This window comes from Roseibium sp. MMSF_3247, assembly GCF_030733765.1.
In the GTDB taxonomy this organism is placed as follows: domain Bacteria; phylum Pseudomonadota; class Alphaproteobacteria; order Rhizobiales; family Stappiaceae; genus Roseibium.
The window spans coordinates 199777-219330 of sequence record NZ_JASHII010000001.1 but is presented as its reverse complement, the minus strand read 5'-3'; the positions used below and the strand labels follow the sequence as shown (position 1 = coordinate 219330).

Here is a 19554-nt window from a genome sequence, read left to right as displayed (position 1 = left end):
ACTGCTCTTCGAAATCTGTCTGTCTGGTCAGACAAAACCTTGTTCTGGAGAGCCCCGGCCCTCCACTTTGAGACAAGTGTATCCCTTTTGCGTGGGCATTGGCCACTGAACATCAATGCCATTCCGGATGTACTGAAATTCTAGCACGGTATAAGGGCGCTGATAGATCCACGGACGGTTAATCAGCGCATCCGGATTTGGGTCTGGCGCTGTCTCGTTCCGTTTTCCCAAGAAATAAAGATCGAACCCGAGTTCTGGCAGTTGTTCGCGCACCAGGTAACGCAGGCCAAATTCTTCCTCACACTGCGCAAGATCTGCTTCAATGTCGGTGGATCTGAGCGTGACCAATCCAATCTCCGCCCCACCGCCGAGTGGACGCTCCGGATCCACGGTATCTGTCTTTGGAACACCCTCAAAAGTGTGCTGAAGCAACTCGATTATATGACCTTCCGGGTCTTCAAGATGGCTTAGATAGGCGACATCGCGGAATTGATGCGGTGCAGATGCAGAAACGCCTTGTGCGGCCAAGACGGCATGTGCGCAGTCAAGGTCCGGCATTGTCACCCCGATTTTCCAATAGCGGTCGGAGCGTTCTTGCCGATAAAGATCTGAACTGTTTGATTGTTTCAGCAGAAGAATAGCGCCATCGGCACCATAACCAACAGCCACATGGCCATCCCGTTCAGATCGGATCATGCCCAAGGTCCGGCAATAAAAATCTGCCAGTCTCGCCGGATCAGCGACGTTCAATTCAATGGCGGCGATGCGCGTGGTCATCCCACTGCCCAACGCGGTGTCAAAAGATCAGACACTGACGACACCTTCCGGTGCCGTCTCCAGCCGGAACGCAGCTGCCATAAGGGCTTTTGTGTAATCGGTTTCCGGCGCGTCGAAGATCTTTTCAGCCGGGCCGGATTCCACCACCTTGCCCTGCCGCATGACGACAACTTCGTTGGCGAGGGCCCGCACCACTTTCAAGTCATGAGATATGAAGAGGTATGCCAATCCATGAGCCTTTTGCAGGTCCCGCAATAGATCCACCACCTGCGCCTGAACACTCATATCCAGTGCTGACGTCGGTTCGTCCAGCATGACAAACTTTGGCTCTAGTACCATTGCCCGGGCAATGGAGATGCGCTGGCGCTGACCACCTGAAAACTCGTGCGGATAGCGGTGGCGCGTGGAAGCGTCTAGGCCAACTTCTTCCAACGCGCCAGCAACTTTACGGTCCCGCTCTTCTGAAGAGATGCCCGGGAAGTGCACCTGAAGACCCTCTCCAACAATGTCTGCGACAGACATACGCGGGGAAAGCGCCCCAAACGGGTCCTGAAACACGATCTGCATGTCGCGGCGCAAAGGCCGCATTTCTTTCCAGGAGTTTTCCTGAATGTTCTGACCATTGAAGACGATGCGGCCGGTGGAGGAAATCATTCTCAAGATCGCAAGCCCAAGTGTGGTCTTACCTGACCCACTCTCGCCCACGATCCCGAGCGTCTGCCCCTCCCGTACGGCGACATCAATGCCGTCAACGGCCTTCACATGATCCACAGTCCGGCGCAAGAACCCGCGCTTGATCGGGAACCAGACCTTCAGGTCGTCAGCCTGCACGACGATCGGCTTGCTCTTGTCCGTTTCCGGTGGGTTGCCCTTCGGCTCTGCCGCCAGCAGATGCTTGGTGTAGTCGTGTTGCGGATTGTCGAAAATTTCGGCGACCGGGCCCTGCTCAACGATCTTACCGCCGGTCATGACGCAGACTCTGTCCGCAAACTTGCGCACGATGCCGAGGTCATGGGTGATGAACAGCATGGCCATGCCCTGCTGGCGCTGCAGATCCTTCAAAAGTTCTAGGATTTGCGCTTGCACCGTCACGTCGAGCGCGGTTGTCGGTTCGTCAGCGATCAAAAGGTCCGGTTCGTTCGCAAGCGCCATCGCAATCATGACACGCTGCCGCTGCCCGCCGGAAAGCTGGTGCGGATAAGACCCAAGGCGGGATTCCGGATCCCGGATGCCGACCTGATTCATAAGCTCCAGAACCCGCGCGCGGGACTGGGTGTCGCTCATGCCCCGGTGCACTTTCAGAATCTCAGAGATCTGACGCTCGACCGTATGCAAGGGGTTGAGCGAGGTCATCGGCTCCTGAAAGATCATCGAGATCTCGTTGCCGCGCACCTTGCGCATCTCGTTGGCATTTGCCTGCAGGAGGTCAACGCCATCCTTGACAATTTTGCCGGTCGGGTGAGTGGCAGCTGGGTACGGCAGAAGTTTCAAGACCGACAAAGCCGAGACCGATTTTCCGGACCCACTTTCGCCAACCAGCGCAACGGTTTCCCCCTTGTTGATGTCAAAGGAAATCCGGTCAACTGCAAGTGTTTCCCTGCCGCCTTGCGTGAAGGCGACAGAAAGATCCTGAATGGAGACGAGCGTGTCTTTGGTCATCTCTGCCTCTCTATGCCAGGCTCTTTCGCGGATCGAACGCATCGCGCACGGCTTCGCCAATGAAAATCAACAAACTCAGCATCAACGAGATCACCAAGAACCCGGTGATGCCCAGCCACGGCGCCTGAAGGTTGTTCTTGCCCTGTGCGAGCAGTTCGCCAAGCGATGCGGACCCAGGCGGCAGACCAAAGCCGAGGAAGTCCAGCGCCGTCAACGTCGAGATGGATCCATTCAGGATGAAGGGCATGAAGGTCAGAGTTGCCACCATCGCGTTCGGCAACAGGTGCCGCCACATAATCACACCGTTGGACACGCCCAGCGCGCGTGCCGCCGATATGTATTCAAAGTTCCGGCCCCGCAGAAACTCGGCGCGCACGACGCCCACCAGCGCCACCCAAGAGAAGGCGAGCAGGATTGTGAAAAGCGTCCAGAATCCGGGAATGAGAACCGAGGACACAATCAGAATGAGATACAACGTCGGGATGGCTGTCCAAATCTCAATGAAGCGCTGGAAGATCAGGTCCACCCAGCCACCATAATAGCCTTGCACGGCTCCAGCCGCGATGCCAATCACCGAGGATGCCAGTGTCAGGGCCAGACCAAACAAGACCGAGATGCGGAAGCCGTAGACCAGACGCGCCAGAACATCGCGGCCCTGATCGTCTGTGCCGAGCCAGTTCCAGTTGCCCACGACGCAGTTCGGATCGTCCGCACCCATCGGGTAGCGCTGACAGCGCTCTTCCTTATCCAGCATCCACGACGGCGGGGCCGGCGCGGGCACTGGTATTTCATGGTTCACGGTCCGGTAGGAGTACCGCACCGGTGGCCAGAGCATCCAGCCGTTGGCCTCGATCTCTTCCTGGATGAACGGATCCCGATAGTCGGTGATTGCCAGAAAGCCGCCAAACTTTTCTTCCGGGTAATCGACAAAGACCGGGGCCAGTATCTCGCCGTTGTATGAGACGAGGATCGGCCGGTCGTTGGTCAAGAACTCGGCGCCCATGGCGAGCACGAAAAGCACCAGAAAAATCCAGAGCGACCAGTATCCCCGGCGATTGGCCTTGAAGTTGGCGAGGCGCCGCTGGTTGATCGGCGACAGTCGCATCTTTTTGGGCGGTGGTGCCGTTTCCTCCGCCAGCGGGTTCAACACATCGTAGCCGGCGTTTTCGAGATCCTTGTTCAGGCGACTGTCCATTGCCTCACACCTCCCGGCTTTCAAAATCGATCCGCGGATCGATCCAGGTGTAGGTGAGGTCAGAGATGAGGTTCACCAGAAGTCCCATCAGCGAGAAAATGTACAGCGTTGCAAAGACCACCGCGTAATCGCGATTGATGATGGATTCAAAACCGAGCAGCCCGAGACCATCCAGCGAGAAGATCGTCTCGATCAACAGCGAACCGGCAAAGAAGGACGAGATGAAAGCGCCCGGGAAACCGGCCACAACGATCAGCATCGCGTTCCGGAACACATGGCCGTAAAGAACCTGGCTTTCCGTCAACCCTTTTGCGCGCGCGGTAATCACATATTGCTTGCGGATCTCATCCAGGAAGGAATTTTTGGTGAGCAGCGTCGTTGTCGCAAAAGCCGACAGAACCATCGCTGTCAGTGGCAAGGCCAGGTGCCAGAAATAATCAAGGATCCGTTCCGGCCAGGACAGGCTCTCCCAATTGTCGGACACCAATCCCCTCAGCGGGAAGATGTCCCAGAAGGACCCGCCGGCGAAGAGAACGATCAAGAGGACAGCAAACAAGAACCCGGGAATTGCATAGGCGACAACAATCACCCCGGAGGTCCAAACATCAAAGCGCGAGCCATCGCTTACCGCCTTGCGGATGCCAAGCGGGATCGAGACCGCATAGGAAATCAGCGTCATCCACAGACCGAGCGAGATCGACACGGGCAGTTTTTCGGCGATCAGGTCGAGGATGCGAATGTCTCGGAAGTAACTCTCACCGAAATCAAACCGCGCATAATTCCAGAGCATGTTCAAGAACCGTTCCAGCGGCGGCTTGTCGAACCCGAATTGCGCTTCCAGCTCCTTGATGAATTCCGGATCCAGCCCCTGAGCGCCGCGATATTTGGACGTAACACTGTCACCACCGCCCGCGCTTGCGCCGGACGATTCATTGCCGATGTTTCCCATATCGCTGCCGCCACCGCTGATGCGCGATGTCGCATCGACATCCGTGCCGGAGATCTGCGCAATGACGCGCTCAACCGGTCCACCGGGTGCAAACTGGATGATGAAAAAATTGATTGCCATGATCCCGACAAGGGTCGGGATCATGAGCAACAAACGGCGGAGAATATAAGCGCCCATAGGGGTCTTTTTATCCCTTTGCGTCTCAGCTCGAAAACCGAGCATAGAGAGTGTCTGTTATTTTCTAACCGGCATCTTCAATGATTTTGGCTTTTTCCGGATCTATCCACCAAAGATCTTCGACGGGGAAGAAATACTTTGGCGGTTCCGGTGGAAAACCGAACATGTCCCAGATGGCCACCGAATGGGTGTTCTTGTACCATTGCGGGATCCAATAGTAACCGGCACGCAAGACACGGTCGATCGCTCGGGCTGCGGTGACCATTTCCTCCTTGGACTGCGCCGCCAGGACTTTGTCGGTCAAGGCATCAATCACGGGATCGGAAATGCCGGCAAGATTGCTGCTTCCCGGCACACTGGCTGAGCGAGTGGTCCAGTACTCCCGGATCGGATCAGACAGTGTGGCACTGAAGGCAAACCGGCGGCTGGCTATGTCGAAGTCGAACTCGTTCAAGCGGGCCTGATACTGGGCTCCGTCCACGACCCGGAAAGTTGCGTCAACCCCAAGCCGCTTCAGGTTCTTGATGAATGGATTGACGATCCGTTCAAACGACGTGGTGTTGTTCAAAAATTCAATAGTGAACGGTTTGCCGTCTGGTCCGACAAGGTTTGATCCATCGCGCGTGTATCCTGCCTCCCGCAAAAGCTCATTGGCCCGGCGCAGCAGTCCACGGTCAAAGCCCGACCCATCGCTGACCGGCGGCGTCACGGGTTCCCCGAAGACAGCTTCCGGCAGCTGATCCCGGTAAGGCTCCAACAAAGCCAGCTCCGCGCCCTGGGGCACGCCTTCGGCCTTCATCTCCGAGTTTTCGAAGTACGACTGCGTTCTTTGATAAAGATCGTAAAAAAGGTTCTTGTTGGACCATTCAAAGTCAAATGCGTAGCCGAGGGCTTCGCGCACACGCGGGTCCTTGAACTTCTCGCGGCGCGTGTTGAGAAACCAGCCTTGCGCGCCTGAGGGACGGCCGTCCGGAAAAACCTTTGTCACCACCCTGCCATCTTCAACCGCCGGGAAATTGTATTCGGTCGCCCAGTTCTTTGACGAAAATTCCTCGCGGTAGCGGACGGTTCCTTTTTTGAAGGCCTCAAAAGCAACCTGCCGCTCTCGGAAGAACTCCACTCGCACGACCTGGAAGTTTTTCTGTCCACGCAACACGGGAAGGTCATTGGCCCAATAGTCATCGACCTTGTGGTATTCGACGAAACGTCCGACAGCGTGTTTGCCAACCTTATAAGGGCCCGACGACAGCGGCGGGGTCAGCGTACTCTGCTCAAAGTCGTAGGCCGTGTAGTAGCGTTTTGAAAAGATCGGGTAACCGGCGGCGACACCGAGCGGATAATTGCGGGACTGTGTCCCATCAAACTGCAGAGCGACGCGATGTTCTTCGAGAACTTCCGCATCGGTCAGAACCCGCATCGGCTGACTGATGTTCGGATGGCCGTGCTCTTTGAGCAGCAGCATGGAGAAGGCAACGTCTTCGGCTGTCAGCTTTGAGCCATCATGAAACTTTGCTTCGGGCCGCAAATTGAAGATGAAGCGATTGCCGTCTTCGGAGACCTCAACACTTTCTGCAACGAGCCCATAAACCGCATCCGGTTCATCATAGGCCCTGACCATGAGAGTGTCGAAACACAGCTCCATCCGCGGCGGCGCATCCCCTTTCAAAATGAAAGAATTGAAGGTGTTGTAAGTCAGAACATTCTGATTGAAGGACCAGTAAGGCGCTTGAAAACTGAAGGTCCCGCCCTTAGGCGCATCCGGGTTTACGTAGTCAAAGTGCGTGAAGTCCGGCCCATATTTCAGGTCTCCAAACACTGAAAGGCCATGACGTGGGCCTGTGCTCTCACCGGCTGAATATGCTGCCCGTGAGAAAAGCGGTCCGGATGCAGCCGCAAGTGCTGTTGCTGCGGAGAGCTTCAAGACCTGCCGTCGGTCCGGCCCCTGACGGTTCGTCATTGTACTGCTCCGGTTTTTGCTGCCTTTTCTTCGTCATACCACCAGATCTCCGGGAACCCGGTGCTGTATTCCGGCATGTTTTCAGGGTGAGAGAACCGGTCCCAACGCGCTGTTCGGGTCTCATCGACGTAGAACTGCGGCACCACGTAGTGGTTCCATAACAGGACACGGTCCAGGGCGTGGGTCGCAGCAACAAGAGTCTCACGGTCTTCTGCGAAGATCACCTTGTCGATCAGGTGATCGATGGCTGGGTTTTTGATGCCGCCGTAGTTGGCCGAGCTCGCATTGTCGGCAGAAACAGACCCCCAATACTCCCGTTGCTCGTTCCCCGGTGACAAAGACTGCCCGATCGCCAAGGTCGTCGCATCGAAGTCGCGTGCCCGAACCCGATTGATGAACTGGGACGTATCCACAAGCCGCAAGACAGCGTTGATGCCGATGCTCTCCAGATTTTTTGCGTAGGGAAGCAGAGAACGCTCACTGGCCTTATCGCGGTAAAGGAACTCGATCGTGAGCTGCTCACCGGTTGCCTCGTCGACCATCTGGCGCCCTTCGAGTTTGTAACCGGCACCGCGCAGAAGCTTGACGGCCTCACGCAAATTGGCCCGGACATTTTGCGGGGAACCGCCGACCGGGTTCTTGAACTCTTCGGTAAAGACTTCCGGCGGCACCTGATCGCGAACCTCTTCAAGAATTTCCAGTTCCTTTCCGGTCGGCAGACCTGACGAGGCCAGTTCCGTGCCTGAAAAATAGGAATTCACGCGTTTCAGAAGATTGGCAGAGATGATTTCGTTGGTGGTTTCAAAATCATAGGCATAGTTCAGCGCCCGGCGCACGTCCGGGTTCTTGAACTTGTCTCTTCTGAGGTTCAGAAAGTATCCCTGCATCACACCGGTGGATCGGTCGGGAAAGATCTCGCGCACGACCCGCCCGTCGCGAAGAGCCGGAAAGTCATACCGCTTTGCCCATTGGCTTGAGCTGCGTTCGGTATGGAAATCGTATTGATCGCCTTTGAAGCCTTCGAACTGAACCGCATCGTCCAGAAAGATGACGTACCGGATCTCGTCAAAGTTTCCTGTTCCGGCCCGGATCGCCAAATCGCCGCCCCAATAATCGTCGACCCGTTCGTAGATCACTTGCCGGTTGGCCGAAAAATCCTTGATCCGGTATTGACCGGATCCCAGGGGCGGCTCCAGCGAACTCTTGGAGAGATCCCGAGGCTCACCCTTGTCATTGGATCCTTCCCACCAATGCTTTGGCAGAATTGTGAGCTGTCCCATGATCTTGGGAAGTTCCCGGTTGCCGGATGTGTCGAACGTGAACCGAACGATATTGCCGTCAACGATTTCGGCATTGGTGACGTTCTTGTAGTAAAACTTCCGTTGCGGATTGAGTTCGATTGATTTCTCAAACGACCAGATGACATCTTCGGCCGTCACCGGCTGCCCGTCATGCCATTTGGCGTTCGGGTTCATTCGGTATTCGACCCAAGAATAGTCGTCCGGGTATCTGACACCATCTGCCAGAACACCGTACTGCGCGCTGATGTCGTCTTCATCGAGAGACGGTTCCATCAGGCTTTCGTAAATGTTCAGGATTCCGGGCGCAGGCTGGCCTTTGGGCGGCAGGAAATTGAAGGTGTCGAACCCGCCGCGGGCTGCGAGGCGCACTGTGCCGCCTTTCGGCGCATCCGGGTTTACATAGTCAAAGTGTTCGGCGTCAGGGCCATATTTCGGCGTGCCATTCAAAGCCGCAGCATGTTTCCACTGAGGATCTTGCGCCATTGCGGGATTGGCGATTGCAGCGACCAGCAACAAAACTCCTGTCAGTATTGCCGTCACCGCTGGTTTTTCGTTTGCACGCCAAGCGGCTCGCATCACTTGCTCCGTTGCTGTTGTCCGGGCCGCAGTTCGCGGTATGGAAGCAGTTTAGGGAGCGGGGGCCAAAAAACCACCCATTAAGCGTGACATGACAGAAATTTAACCGGTTTGCGGAAGTTCGTTGCCGGAGACGGTTTCCGGTTTTTTACGCCCCTTGGTCTTTTGGCTGTACATCCGGCTGTCGGCAACTCTGAGCAGATCGTCAATGGTGCCTGCATCGCTTGGAAAGCTTGCACTGCCGATACTGGCGCTCACACCGATGCGCACACCTGAGAACTCAAAAACCTCTGAAAGACGTTCACCCAAGCGCTCCAGGAACGCTTCCCGTTCAAGGCGGCGCATGTTTCCAGGGGTCAAAACGATGAACTCATCCCCCCCTACACGGGCAACCGTATCTGTCTGCCGTGTCTGCTGCTGTAGCCGATGACCGATTTCGACCAGCAACTGATCCCCGGCCGCATGCCCATAATTGTCATTGATCGGTTTGAAGGCATCAAGGTCGACATAGAAGATCTCAAAGCCGGACCCGGTCCGATCGGACATGACCGCCAATTGGAGCATCCTGTCTTCCAAGAGCCGCCGATTGGCCAACCCGGTCAGCGGGTCGTGCAAAGCCATTGAGCGAACCTTGTAAACCTCGCTGATCAGCAAAAACGCCATGGCGCCGAACAGAAGCGAAATCAGACTCCCGACGAGCTGTGTGATCCAGATGCTGCGTTCGTTGCTGTTCCAACCGTTTTCTGGATAGCCCAGCACTTCCCATGTCAAACCGCCGGGCAGGTTCAAGGGGAGGCTTACACTGTCAATATCCATCAAGCCGAAGCTTCCGAATATATGCGCCTTTTCCGGTGTGGCAGCAGCTTTGTCCACGATCCCAATCCGCAGCTGTTTGACAGTGTCAGAGATGCCAGCAGCTTGCATCAGGCCCGCTTCATCGACCACAAGAGACAACACACCCCAATACGGGCGTTCCGGCATGGGCTGTCCGAGTTCGGCCGGCGGGAACACAGGGATCCGGATCAAAAGCGCGCGACCGCCCTGAACGAGTTCCAAGGGCCCGGCAATGACAATCTCTCGAGAGAGCATGGCCTGTCTGATTGCAGGCCATTGGCTTGTGTTCAATCGGTAGTCCAAGCCGATGGCCGACTGGTTGGGCTGATATGGATAGACAGCTTGCAGGACATTGTCCGGCGCAAGTCCGATCGATCTTATGACTGGATTTTCATCAATCAAATCAGATGCGATCGCATCATATTTTCGCGCATTGAACGGCTCTTTCGAGGACTCAATGACATTGGCCCGCAGACCGATACCGTAGGCAACTGTGCGGTTGAGTTCGCCTTCCAGCTTGGCGCGGACTTCCGAAAGATTGGCAACGGCCTGACGTTTGTTTTGGGACATGATTTCGCTGCGCACCGTGTACCCGACATGCGCCGTAACCGCTATCCCAGCCAGAAAGCAAATCACCGCCGTCAGCGAAGCAACCCACGCCCCATTGCTATGTACAAAGAATTGACGCAGTGCGTTCATGCTTGCCCAATCCAATTGGATTGTCGTTCCTGCCAATATTACCTAAATGATACGTAACGTCACAAAACTTAATTTTTCTTCAAATCGCAATAAAAAAGCCGGGCAATTGCCCGGCTTCCAAATGTAGTCACAGCATTTCACCAGTGCTTATTGGGATTATTCTCCCGGAAGCGGCTTTGGTGTAGCAGCCTGCTCGCGCATGTAAGCAATCAGGTCAGCCCGCTCTTCAGACTTGCGGATACCTGCAAAGCCCATGGACGTGCCCGGGATGTATTTTTTCGGGGCAGCGAGAAAGTTATAAAGGCCCTCGTAGGTCCACTCCGGATTTTCCTCGCCGTATGCAGCCATTGCGCTTGAATAATTTACGCCGTCGACACCGCCCGGTTTACGACCCACGATTTCCCACAGGTTCGGGCCGACCTTGTTTGCGCCGCCCTGCTCGAACGTATGACATGCTGCGCATTTACGAGCGGCACTTTCTCCGTCGCTGGCGGCAGCGGCCATAAGCAACTCGCCAATCGGAACGACATCCGGCTCCGGTGTGACTTCTGACGTTGAATCTTCCGCAGCGGCCACGACAATTTCATAGCCGGGCTTGCCCGGGATCGTCGGCTTGAAAATTATGTCAGACACAATTCCCAAACCCATAGTCAGAATAAGCACCATAAGAACCGCACCAGCGGCCTTGTTCAGCGTGAAGGAATCCATTCTCTCCGGCTCCAAGCTCATACGCGTCCGGGCCCGTAACTTGAGGTCACGAACCCTATCAGCTCCTCGAATTTTGCCGGAACCTACAAATTTTTTGACCTCGCTGTCCATAGCTTTAAAAGGGCAACGTGTACGACATTCGGACGCGCCCCCGGAAAAACACAGTTTTCCGGCCAAAAAACCCGCCAAAGGAGACTGGATTGAGCTCTGCACTTGTTATTGTTCCGGCCCGACTGGCCGCAACACGACTGCCCCGGAAGCCGTTGGCGAATATTTGCGGAAAACCAATGATTGTCCGGGTACTCGAGCAGGCCCTCAACGCAGATATCGGACCAGTCGCCGTTGCGACTGATGACACGAGTATCGCAGAGGCGGTCCGGGATCATGGCGGAACTGCTGTTATGACCCGGGACGATCATGAATCTGGTTCAGACCGCATCTTTGAAGCGGCGCAGACCCTGGACCCCGACCAGAAGCACGACACCGTATTGAATGTTCAGGGCGACGTGCCTCTGATTGAGCCTGAAGCGATTCGGGCTGCCTTCGCCCCCCTTTCGGTCTCAGGCGTAGACATTGGCACTATCATGACCGAAATCCGGGATGATCGGTTCCGCGACGACCCAAATTTCGTCAAAGCAGTCACGACACCGAACGGACACGGGCACAACAGGGCGCTTTATTTTACCCGCACAACCGCGCCGGGTGGCGACGGCCCACTTTATCAGCACATCGGCATCTATGCCTATCGCCGCGCCGCGCTGGAGCGTTTTGTCTCGCTGTCGCCGTCGCCACTGGAAAAGCGGGAAAAATTGGAACAATTGCGCGCGCTCGAGGCCGGTATGCGCATTGATGTATCGGAGATTGCCTCCGCGCCTATGGACGTGAACACACCTGAAGATCTAGAACGGGCTCGATTAGCCTATCAATCCTTGTAAAACGCCGCACCAAAGCTGGACACATCAATGAGCAATGCGAAAAAAATCGTCTTCCAGGGCGAAACCGGCGCCAATTCCCACATGGCCTGCCGTGACGTTTATCCCGACTACGAAGCCATTCCCTGCGCTACGTTTGAAGACTGTTTTTCGGCAATGGCGGACGGCAAAGCCGACCTGGCAATGATCCCGATCGAGAACTCGGTCGCGGGCCGTGTCGCAGACATTCACCATCTTCTGCCTGGTTCCAATTTGCACATCATCGGCGAGTACTTCATGCCGATCCGGTTCCAGTTGATGGCTCCAAAAGGGACCAAGGTTGAAAACCTTACAACGGTACAAAGCCACGTCCACGCGCTGGGGCAATGCCGGAACATCATCCGCGAGCTGGGCTTAAACGCTGTTGTTGGCGCCGACACCGCCGGTTCGGCTCGTCAGATTGCCGAGCTGGGCGATCCCACCCATGCAGCACTCGCCCCACGGATGGCCGCTGATATCTACGGTCTCGACATCCTGCGTGAAGACGTTGAAGACGAGGCACACAACACCACGCGGTTTGTGATCCTGTCCCGCGACAAGATGGAGGCAGCCCACAACGGCCAGCCGGTAATCAGCACCTTCATCTTCCGGGTCCGGAACGTGCCGGCCGCGCTGTACAAGGCACTCGGCGGCTTTGCGACGAACAATGTGAACATGACCAAGCTGGAATCCTACCAGCTGGAGGGACAGTTCTTCGCGTCCATGTTCTACGCAGACATCGAAGGGCACCCAAACGACCCGCATGTTGCGCTGGCTTTGGAAGAGCTTGCCTTCTTCTGCGCGGAGCTCAAGATCGTTGGTGTTTACCGGGCAAGCCCGTTCCGCGACAAAATTCGTGAACCGGAAGCTAACCGGGCCTTAAGACCCAATCCGCAATCTTAAGGGCGATGCCCATTCTTTCAGGACCCCTAGAGGACCCAATGACCGAAATTCGTTTTGATGCCCTGTGCATCGGCAATGCTATTTGTGATGTATTTGCCCATGTCGAGGAAGACTTTCTTCTCCAGGAGGGCCTGGTCAAAGGGTCCATGCGACTCATCGAGACCGATGAAGCTGTGGCCTTGTTCAACAAGATGGGCCAAACGGTCCGCATCTCCGGGGGCAGCGCAGGCAACACGGCGGCTGGAATTGCCTCTCTTGGGGGCCGCCCGGCTTATTTTGGAAAAGTCGCCGAAGACGAACTCGGCGACAGCTACTACCACGACATGAACGGCACAGGTGTCTACTACAACACCCCGCGCCTTCGTGAATGGAAGCCCACTGCCCGCTCAATGATCCTGATCACTCCTGACGGTGAGCGCACCATGAACACATATCTTGGCGCGTGCACGGAATTCAGCCCCTCAGATGTTGATGAAGACGTGGTTGCCGCAGCCGCGGTCACCTACATGGAAGGCTACTTGTGGGATCCGGAAGAGGCAAAAAAAGCTTTCCTCGCGGCTGCAGAGATCGCGCACAAGCATGATCGGAAAGTGGCAATCACCTTATCCGACTCCTTTTGTGTTGACCGTTACCGGGATGAGTTTACCGGCCTGCTGTCAGATGGCGTCGTTGATCTGATGTTCGCCAATGAGCATGAAATCAAGGCGCTTTATCAGACGGGAGACTTGGACACCGCCATTTCTGCCGCGCGTGAAAGCGGCGCAATGACCGCCCTTACGCTCGGCAAAGAGGGCGCGATGATCATCACACCCGAGGAAACCGTTAAGGTTCCCGCCCAGCAAGTTGACAATGTCGTTGACCTCACCGGTGCCGGCGACCTCTTTGCCGCCGGCTTTCTGTTTGGACTCGCACGAGATTACTCGCTCACCAATGCCGCTGAGCTCGGCTGCATCTGCGCCTCCAGCGTTATCAAGCACGTCGGCGCCCGCCCCGAGCGGCCGCTGAAAAACCTTGCAGCGCAGAACGGGTTTGAAGTTTGAATAAAAAAGGCGGCCCATCGGCCGCCTTTTTTCTCATAAGTTTTGTAATCCTCAGGCGGCCAGATCCTGGACGCTGATGACTTTTCCGTCTTCATCCAGGCGATAGATGATTGGCGTGCCGGTCCCGAGCTCCCGCTTCAGGATTTCCTCCGGGCTCAGCCCTTCCAGTTCCATGATGAGCGACCGCAGCGAATTGCCGTGGGCTGCAACGATCGTGCGCTTGCCAGACAAGACGCGCGGCAATATCTCGGCTTTGTAGTACGGCAGAACACGTTCAGCGGTCATTTTAAGGCTCTCGCCTCCCGGAGGCGGAATGTCGTACGACCGGCGCCAGATGTGAACCTGTTCCTCGCCAAACTTTTCCCGGGCCTCATCTTTGTTCATGCCGGTCAAATCGCCATAGTCACGCTCATTCAGAGCCTGATCCTTGAAAGTTTCGAGGCCGGATTGGTCAAGCTCTTCGAGGATGATCCCGAGCGTTTTCTGGGCACGGGACAACACCGACGTAAAGGCCAGATCGAAATTTAGTTTCAGATCCCGCAGCTGCTCGCCCGCCTTATGCGCTTCGGCAACGCCCTGGTCGGTCAGACCCGGGTCTTTCCAGCCTGTGAACAGGTTTTTCAGGTTCCATTCGCTCTGTCCGTGGCGGACAAGCACTAGCAGGCGTTCCATACAGATCTCCTTGGGTGGATCATCTTGAATTGATCAGGTGTCCAGGCCGAGGACGTCGGCCATGGAATAAAATCCGGGTTTCTGGTCGAAGCCCCACAGGGCCGCCTTGACCGCGCCGCGTGCGAACAGCTGCCGGTCTTCGGCGCGGTGCGTCAGCTCAATCCGCTCGCCTTCACCGGCGAAAATCACGGAGTGCTCTCCTATGACGGATCCGCCCCGAAGGGTCGCAAAACCGATATCGCCGGTCTTTCGCGGGTCCATAATACCGTCACGGCTTCGAACTGAATGGGTCTGGAGATCGATCCCGCGGCCTTCTGCGGCAGCTTCGCCGAGAAGCAAAGCGGTGCCGGACGGCGCATCGACTTTGTGTTTGTGATGCATTTCCAGAACTTCGATATCAAAGTCTGCGTCCAACGCCGCTGCTGCCTTGCGCACAAGGCTCGCCAGCAAGTTGACGCCGAGGCTCATGTTGCCGGATTTGATAATCCGTGCGTGCCTTGCAGCGGCGCGAAGAGGTGTTTCCTCCTCCGGCGTCCAACCAGTCGTTCCGATCACATGAACGATCCGCGCCTGGGCCGCCAACTCAGCAAACCAAATGCTCGCTTTTGGCGCTGTAAAATCCAAGACCCCGTCGGCTTTCGCAAATGCAGACAACGGATCATCGGTCACATGGACATTCAAAGCGCCAACGCCGGCAAGCTCACCCACATCCTGACCTAGGAAAGGCGATCCCTCTTGCTCAATGGCCGCAACCACGTCTGCTCCCGCAGCATCTGTGACGGCCCGGGTCAAGGCCCGCCCCATCCGGCCACCTGCACCAACCACGACCAAGCGCATTGAACCCATACCTTGTTCCCTTCAAAGTTGGCAGCGGTATAGCAGGTTCGTAACTGCAGGCAAATGTCTGATGCGAACGCAACAAACACGGGCGCTTCAATGTCTGGTCCGTAACTTGGGACAGAAGTTAGGCCCAACCGATATTAACTGATCGATTGCAGAATGGCCGAAATTGACATGATAAAAACAAACAATAATTCGTTTAATTAAGTATTTGTTTGACCTCTTATAATAGCGTTTCGATAAAGTGATCAGACACAACAACAAAAAGCGTCTTTTTTGATTGCATCATATAAAACCACAATCACAATGAACGCCAGCTATCTCGGATCAGTATTTATGGCGAGCGGTTTCGGTATGAGCCAACTCGATATATTTCGAAAAGCCGTACGAAGATCGTTATTTACATCTTTGGCAGTCTCCTTTGTTTTGAGCCTTGCATATTTGACGACAGCTACAGCTCAAGACACGAGTTTGGACGAATTCTGGTCGCTCACCGAATTTACCGCGCTGAATAAAAAACAACGGTCTGCCGCAGAAGGCTTTGCGCAACGCGTGTCGGCGCCGGCGATCCCGCTGGAAACCAAAGTCAATCCGGTTAAAGTCGCAATCATATATCCGGGCAGCCAGGCATCAGATTATTGGCGCCGCAGTCTCGCGTCGTTTGAAGCGCGGATGGACGAGATTGGTCTCCCTCGCAAGATCGAGTCTTATTTTTCTGGATCATCATCGGATGCGGGCGGCCAGGCCGCGTTGATCACACAGGCTCTGGCAAGCAATCCGGATTATCTGGTTTTCACTCTGGACGTTCTACGCCACAAGCCGATTGTTCAACGCCTCATCGCCCGTGGAGAACCTAAGATCATCCTGCAAAACATTACGACGCCGCTGAAGGTTTGGAGAGAACGGCAGCCCTTTCTTTATGTCGGTTTCGACCATGTGGCCGGTACCCAGCTTCTCATCGACCACTACAAGACCAAGATCGGCCAAAAACAGGACTTTGCAATTCTGTTCGGGCCTCGCGGATACGTCAGCCGAGCCCGGGGCAACACTTTCTTGCAGGCTTATTCAGATCCGGAAGCCATGAACCTCAAGGCCTCCTACTACGTTGGGTATGACCGGGAAAAATCGCGGCAGGCGACAGAAAGCATTCTTCAAGAACATCAAAACCTATCGTTCATCTATGCGTGCTCAACTGACATCGCTCTCGGTGTCATGGACGCCATCGCGGCAAGTGACAACCAGGGAACCGTCATGACCAACGGATGGGGTGGGGGCGCTGCCGAACTGGATGCCATCCTGCAAGGAAAGCTGGATGTCACGGTAATGCGGATGAACGATGACAACGGTGTTGCCATGGCTGAGGCGATTGTCTTGGACCAGACAGGAAACAGTGACCAGATCCCGGTGGTGTTCTCCGGTGAGTTCGCGCTTGTCACCAAGGAGAACTCTGCTGGAGATATTCAAGAATTGAAGGCGCGGGCCTTCCGGTACTCAAAATGAAGACAAAAGGTGTGAAGTTCAGCTGGTTGGTCGGAGGCCTGTTTGTGGTCGGCCTCATGGCAACTGCTGTTGCGCTTTTTGGCATCACCTACCTTGGAAGTTTGTCCGTCGCTGAGTTGGAAGCTGAACGCAATGCAAAGCGCGAACAGTCCCTCACGACATTGGTTTTCGAGTCCTATTTGAAGGACATCGAAAGCCAGCTGCGTACGATTGCCCTGAACGATGATTTCATTCAGTCGGTTATTGATTACGATGCCCGGAAGGCTGCAAGGATCATGGAGGTCGTCGGCCAAAATGCATCGGCTGTCGTCCCTGACGTGCTTATACTCGATCATGAACGGCAGATGGGATGGCTGAATTCCAGTCTTGCCCTTGTTGACGTCGGCTCCGTACTACCGGGACAAACTCTGAGAACGATGCCACCAGATGTTTGGCGCTTCTACAGCGACGGCAGCGCCGAGCCCGCAACGAAACTCACGGTCATTTCCATACCAGTGGTGGATCCAGAAACCGGCCGTGTCATTGCCCGGCTTGTCGGTGGATCCCTGTTCAACGATGCTTACGCGCTTCTCGACAACCTCTCAAGTGTCCTAGGCACAGGAGATATTGCGATCATCTCTGGGACTGCTTCGCTGGCCTCTTACGGCAAGTTTGCCAATAACGAAGAACTCTCGAACACACTTGATGAGCTCGGCGTGCAGGCGTTCCGCCTTCATGACGGCACACTGACATCAAGCACGGTTCTCCTAGGCGAAACTGGCACAGACCCGATAAAGATTATCACGCAGTCCAAAAGCGACATTGTCGAAAATATAGAATCCACCTATCTGGACATCTTCTTTCCATTTCTCCTCTACATTGGGATTGCGTCGTTTTCAGCCGCATTCCTGATCAATCAGTTTACCGCCGCAAACCTCAACGCTCTCGTGGATTACGCAGGTGGACGGGCGGCTAAGGGATCAGGCGCCAAGTACGAACCCGGTCGGATTGCAGAATACAACCGCCTCGGCACACTTTTTGACAGCGCCTTTGATGCCGTTCAAAAGACGAATGCCCAATTCCGAGAACTCATTGACGGATCGCTGCAGGGGATTGTGATCCATTCCGATGCCAAGATCCTTTACGTCAATGACGCATTGCTCAAAATCCTGGGATACGAACCGGGTGATGCGGACAGACTGATTGGTCAGTCGATATGGGATATCTATGCTCCCGAAGAACATGAGCGCATGCGAACCTATCGCCGGATACGGCAAGAGGGTGGCATCGCGCCGGCCGTTTATGAAGTCTTGGGCAGAGCAGCTTCAGGAGAGTCGGTCTGGCTTGAGCAACATGTTCGCATGACCACCTGGAACGGCGTCACTGCCATTCACAGCACGATCACAGACATTACGGAACGCAAGGAACAAGAAGAGCTGATTGAAAAACATGCAAACTATGACGCTCTTACAGGTCTTCCGAACCGCAATCTGTTCAGAGACCGTCTGCGCCAAAGTCTCGTCCACGGAGACAGGACAGAAAAGGCCGGTGCGGTACTTGTTGTCGATGTGGACAGATTCAAAACGGTGAACGATCTCCATGGTCATGATCTCGGCGATCCGATCCTGCGTGAGGTTGGAAATCGTATTCAGGAAACCGTTGACCCCAGCAATACAGTATCCCGCCTTGGCGGTGATGAGTTTGCCGTGCTCCTGACTGACACCGAAGATGACTGGGAGACAGAAAGGGTCGCCCAGAGAATCTTAGGCGCTGTTTCCAAAAGAATTGATGTCGGCAACGGGCAGGATGCGGTTTTGACGGCCAGTATCGGCATTTCTGTATTTCCGCTGGACGGCTTTACAGATATCGCGCTTTTGAAACAGGCCGAATCCGCCATGCATCAAACGAAGACCGATGGCGGCAATGCTTTCCGGTTCTTCTCAAAGCAAACGAATGATCGAATGACGCGGGCGCTGATGCTCGAAGCCGCTCTTCGAAAAGCCATCGAGAATGATGCGATTGAGATCTATATCCAACCGATAATCAATTGCGCCACTGGTACTGTGTCGGGTTGCGAAGCCCTCGCGCGATGGACCGATCCTGAACTCGGCTTTGTGTCGCCGGGAGAGTTCATTCCCGTCGCTGAAGAAACGGGCTTGATTGTCCCACTTGGAAAGCTTGTTCTGAAAAAGGCCTGCGCATTCTTTTCAGATTGCCGTGCGCGCGGACACACTCTTCAGAGTATCGGGGTGAACATATCGCCGCGCCAATGCCGGGAAGACGGCTTTGTTGACCTCTTGAAATCCACTCTCGACAACGCGGGCATGCGGCCGGACCAGCTGACATTGGAGATCACTGAGAGCGTTATGTTTGATGACAGCCAAATCGATCCGGTTGCCATCATGATGGCTATCAAAACCCTGGGCATCAAACTGTCACTTGATGATTTCGGGACTGGATACTCGTCCTTGAGCTATCTCAAGCGACTGCCGATCGATACCCTCAAAATCGACCGCTCCTTCATAAAGGATATTGAGACAGACACGGACGATCAGGCGCTGGTCAGTGCCATTGTGACCATGGCAAATGCGTTGTCGATCAGTGTGGTCTGTGAGGGCGTAGAGACCCGCAAACAGAACACCATTTTGATGCGCATGGGGTGCCGTCAGATTCAGGGCTTTTACTTCGGCAAACCGATGCCAAGAGAAGATTTCTTCCAATTCCTGGCCGAAGAACCGTTTAAGACCGAACTGCAGTTGAAGGTCAGTTAGACCCACGTAAACACGTTGACCTGTCCACTTGGGGCACAAAAAAACGCAGGTACCGATTGGCACCTGC

Annotated in this window: 15 protein-coding genes; 5 read left to right on the top strand and 10 right to left on the bottom strand. The window is 55.2% G+C overall.

Annotated features, from left to right (window positions below; genetic code table 11):
* Positions 1-27 precede the first annotated feature (27 nt).
* From RBB44_RS00890 to RBB44_RS00855, 8 genes are all read right to left on the bottom strand, one after another.
* Positions 28-777: a VOC family protein gene (locus tag RBB44_RS00890; RefSeq protein ID WP_306148029.1), complete on the bottom strand. Its 750-nt coding sequence runs from the start codon at positions 775-777 to the stop codon at positions 28-30.
* Between the two features lie 27 nt (positions 778-804).
* Positions 805-2436, bottom strand: a complete 1632-nt coding sequence (locus RBB44_RS00885) for an ABC transporter ATP-binding protein (RefSeq protein WP_306148028.1) — start codon at positions 2434-2436, stop codon at positions 805-807.
* Between the two features lie 10 nt (positions 2437-2446).
* Positions 2447-3541 (bottom strand): ABC transporter permease, encoded by a 1095-nt coding sequence (locus RBB44_RS00880; protein WP_286183065.1) that lies wholly within the window; start codon positions 3539-3541, stop codon positions 2447-2449.
* A gap of 94 nt (positions 3542-3635) precedes the next feature.
* Positions 3636-4757 carry a microcin C ABC transporter permease YejB gene (locus tag RBB44_RS00875; RefSeq protein ID WP_209172103.1) on the bottom strand — a complete coding sequence of 374 codons (1122 nt, stop codon included), beginning with the start codon at positions 4755-4757 and terminating at the stop codon, positions 3636-3638.
* Positions 4758-4821: 64 nt separating this feature from the next.
* Positions 4822-6714 (bottom strand): extracellular solute-binding protein, encoded by a 1893-nt coding sequence (locus RBB44_RS00870; RefSeq protein ID WP_306148027.1) that lies wholly within the window; start codon positions 6712-6714, stop codon positions 4822-4824.
* The gene (locus tag RBB44_RS00865) at positions 6711-8591 is read right to left on the bottom strand and encodes an extracellular solute-binding protein (RefSeq protein WP_306148026.1); all 1881 of its coding nucleotides are present in this window, start codon (positions 8589-8591) and stop codon (positions 6711-6713) included. Before RBB44_RS00865 ends, RBB44_RS00870 begins: the two co-directional genes overlap by 4 nt.
* 102 nt (positions 8592-8693) lie before the next feature.
* Positions 8694-10124: a diguanylate cyclase domain-containing protein gene (locus RBB44_RS00860; RefSeq protein ID WP_306148025.1), complete on the bottom strand. Its 1431-nt coding sequence runs from the start codon at positions 10122-10124 to the stop codon at positions 8694-8696.
* 156 nt (positions 10125-10280) lie between these two features.
* Positions 10281-10832: a cytochrome c family protein gene (locus tag RBB44_RS00855; RefSeq protein ID WP_306148024.1), complete on the bottom strand. Its 552-nt coding sequence runs from the start codon at positions 10830-10832 to the stop codon at positions 10281-10283.
* A 200-nt stretch (positions 10833-11032) separates the two neighbouring features.
* Between RBB44_RS00855 and RBB44_RS00850 the strand changes: the two genes are divergently transcribed.
* The 3 genes from RBB44_RS00850 to RBB44_RS00840 are packed head-to-tail and all read left to right on the top strand — an operon-like array spanning position 11033 to position 13725.
* Entirely contained in the window at positions 11033-11767 is a 735-nt protein-coding gene (locus tag RBB44_RS00850) for a 3-deoxy-manno-octulosonate cytidylyltransferase (RefSeq protein ID WP_306148023.1), read from the top strand.
* Positions 11768-11794: 27 nt separating this feature from the next.
* Positions 11795-12685, top strand: a complete 891-nt coding sequence (locus RBB44_RS00845; protein ID WP_209172097.1) for a prephenate dehydratase — start codon at positions 11795-11797, stop codon at positions 12683-12685.
* Positions 12686-12723: 38 nt separating this feature from the next.
* Positions 12724-13725, top strand: a complete 1002-nt coding sequence (locus tag RBB44_RS00840; protein ID WP_133949269.1) for an adenosine kinase — start codon at positions 12724-12726, stop codon at positions 13723-13725.
* Between the two features lie 51 nt (positions 13726-13776).
* Here RBB44_RS00840 and RBB44_RS00835 read toward each other — a convergent pair whose 3' ends face one another.
* Both RBB44_RS00835 and dapB read right to left on the bottom strand, forming a co-directional pair.
* Positions 13777-14397 carry a 2,3-bisphosphoglycerate-dependent phosphoglycerate mutase gene (locus RBB44_RS00835; RefSeq protein ID WP_306148022.1) on the bottom strand — a complete coding sequence of 207 codons (621 nt, stop codon included), beginning with the start codon at positions 14395-14397 and terminating at the stop codon, positions 13777-13779.
* A 33-nt stretch (positions 14398-14430) separates the two neighbouring features.
* Complete coding sequence (dapB, locus tag RBB44_RS00830) at positions 14431-15243, bottom strand: 4-hydroxy-tetrahydrodipicolinate reductase (protein WP_306148021.1); 813 nt, start codon at positions 15241-15243, stop codon at positions 14431-14433.
* A 435-nt stretch (positions 15244-15678) separates the two neighbouring features.
* Between dapB and RBB44_RS00825 the strand changes: the two genes are divergently transcribed.
* Positions 15679-16737 (top strand): substrate-binding domain-containing protein, encoded by a 1059-nt coding sequence (locus tag RBB44_RS00825; RefSeq protein WP_306148020.1) that lies wholly within the window; start codon positions 15679-15681, stop codon positions 16735-16737.
* On the top strand, positions 16734-19487 hold the full coding sequence (locus RBB44_RS00820; protein ID WP_306148019.1) for an EAL domain-containing protein: 2754 nt from the start codon (positions 16734-16736) through the stop codon (positions 19485-19487). Before RBB44_RS00825 ends, RBB44_RS00820 begins: the two co-directional genes overlap by 4 nt.
* The last annotated feature ends 67 nt before the right edge of the window (positions 19488-19554 follow it).

Bases quoted from the DNA above. Each gene is read 5' to 3' on its own strand.
- RBB44_RS00875 (WP_209172103.1), bottom strand. From the start codon at position 4,757: ATGGGCGCTTATATTCTCCGCCGTTTGTTGCTCATGATCCCGACCCTT.
- RBB44_RS00885 (WP_306148028.1), bottom strand. From the start codon at position 2,436: ATGACCAAAGACACGCTCGTCTCCATTCAGGATCTTTCTGTCGCCTTC.
- RBB44_RS00845 (WP_209172097.1), top strand. From the start codon at position 11,795: ATGAGCAATGCGAAAAAAATCGTCTTCCAGGGCGAAACCGGCGCCAAT.
- dapB (WP_306148021.1), bottom strand. From the start codon at position 15,243: ATGGGTTCAATGCGCTTGGTCGTGGTTGGTGCAGGTGGCCGGATGGGG.
- RBB44_RS00880 (WP_286183065.1), bottom strand. From the start codon at position 3,541: ATGCGACTGTCGCCGATCAACCAGCGGCGCCTCGCCAACTTCAAGGCC.
- RBB44_RS00860 (WP_306148025.1), bottom strand. From the start codon at position 10,124: ATGAACGCACTGCGTCAATTCTTTGTACATAGCAATGGGGCGTGGGTT.
- RBB44_RS00870 (WP_306148027.1), bottom strand. From the start codon at position 6,714: ATGACGAACCGTCAGGGGCCGGACCGACGGCAGGTCTTGAAGCTCTCC.
- RBB44_RS00855 (WP_306148024.1), bottom strand. From the start codon at position 10,832: ATGGATTCCTTCACGCTGAACAAGGCCGCTGGTGCGGTTCTTATGGTG.
- RBB44_RS00835 (WP_306148022.1), bottom strand. From the start codon at position 14,397: ATGGAACGCCTGCTAGTGCTTGTCCGCCACGGACAGAGCGAATGGAAC.
- RBB44_RS00840 (WP_133949269.1), top strand. From the start codon at position 12,724: ATGACCGAAATTCGTTTTGATGCCCTGTGCATCGGCAATGCTATTTGT.
- RBB44_RS00865 (WP_306148026.1), bottom strand. From the start codon at position 8,591: ATGCGAGCCGCTTGGCGTGCAAACGAAAAACCAGCGGTGACGGCAATA.
- RBB44_RS00890 (WP_306148029.1), bottom strand. From the start codon at position 777: ATGACCACGCGCATCGCCGCCATTGAATTGAACGTCGCTGATCCGGCG.
- RBB44_RS00820 (WP_306148019.1), top strand. From the start codon at position 16,734: ATGAAGACAAAAGGTGTGAAGTTCAGCTGGTTGGTCGGAGGCCTGTTT.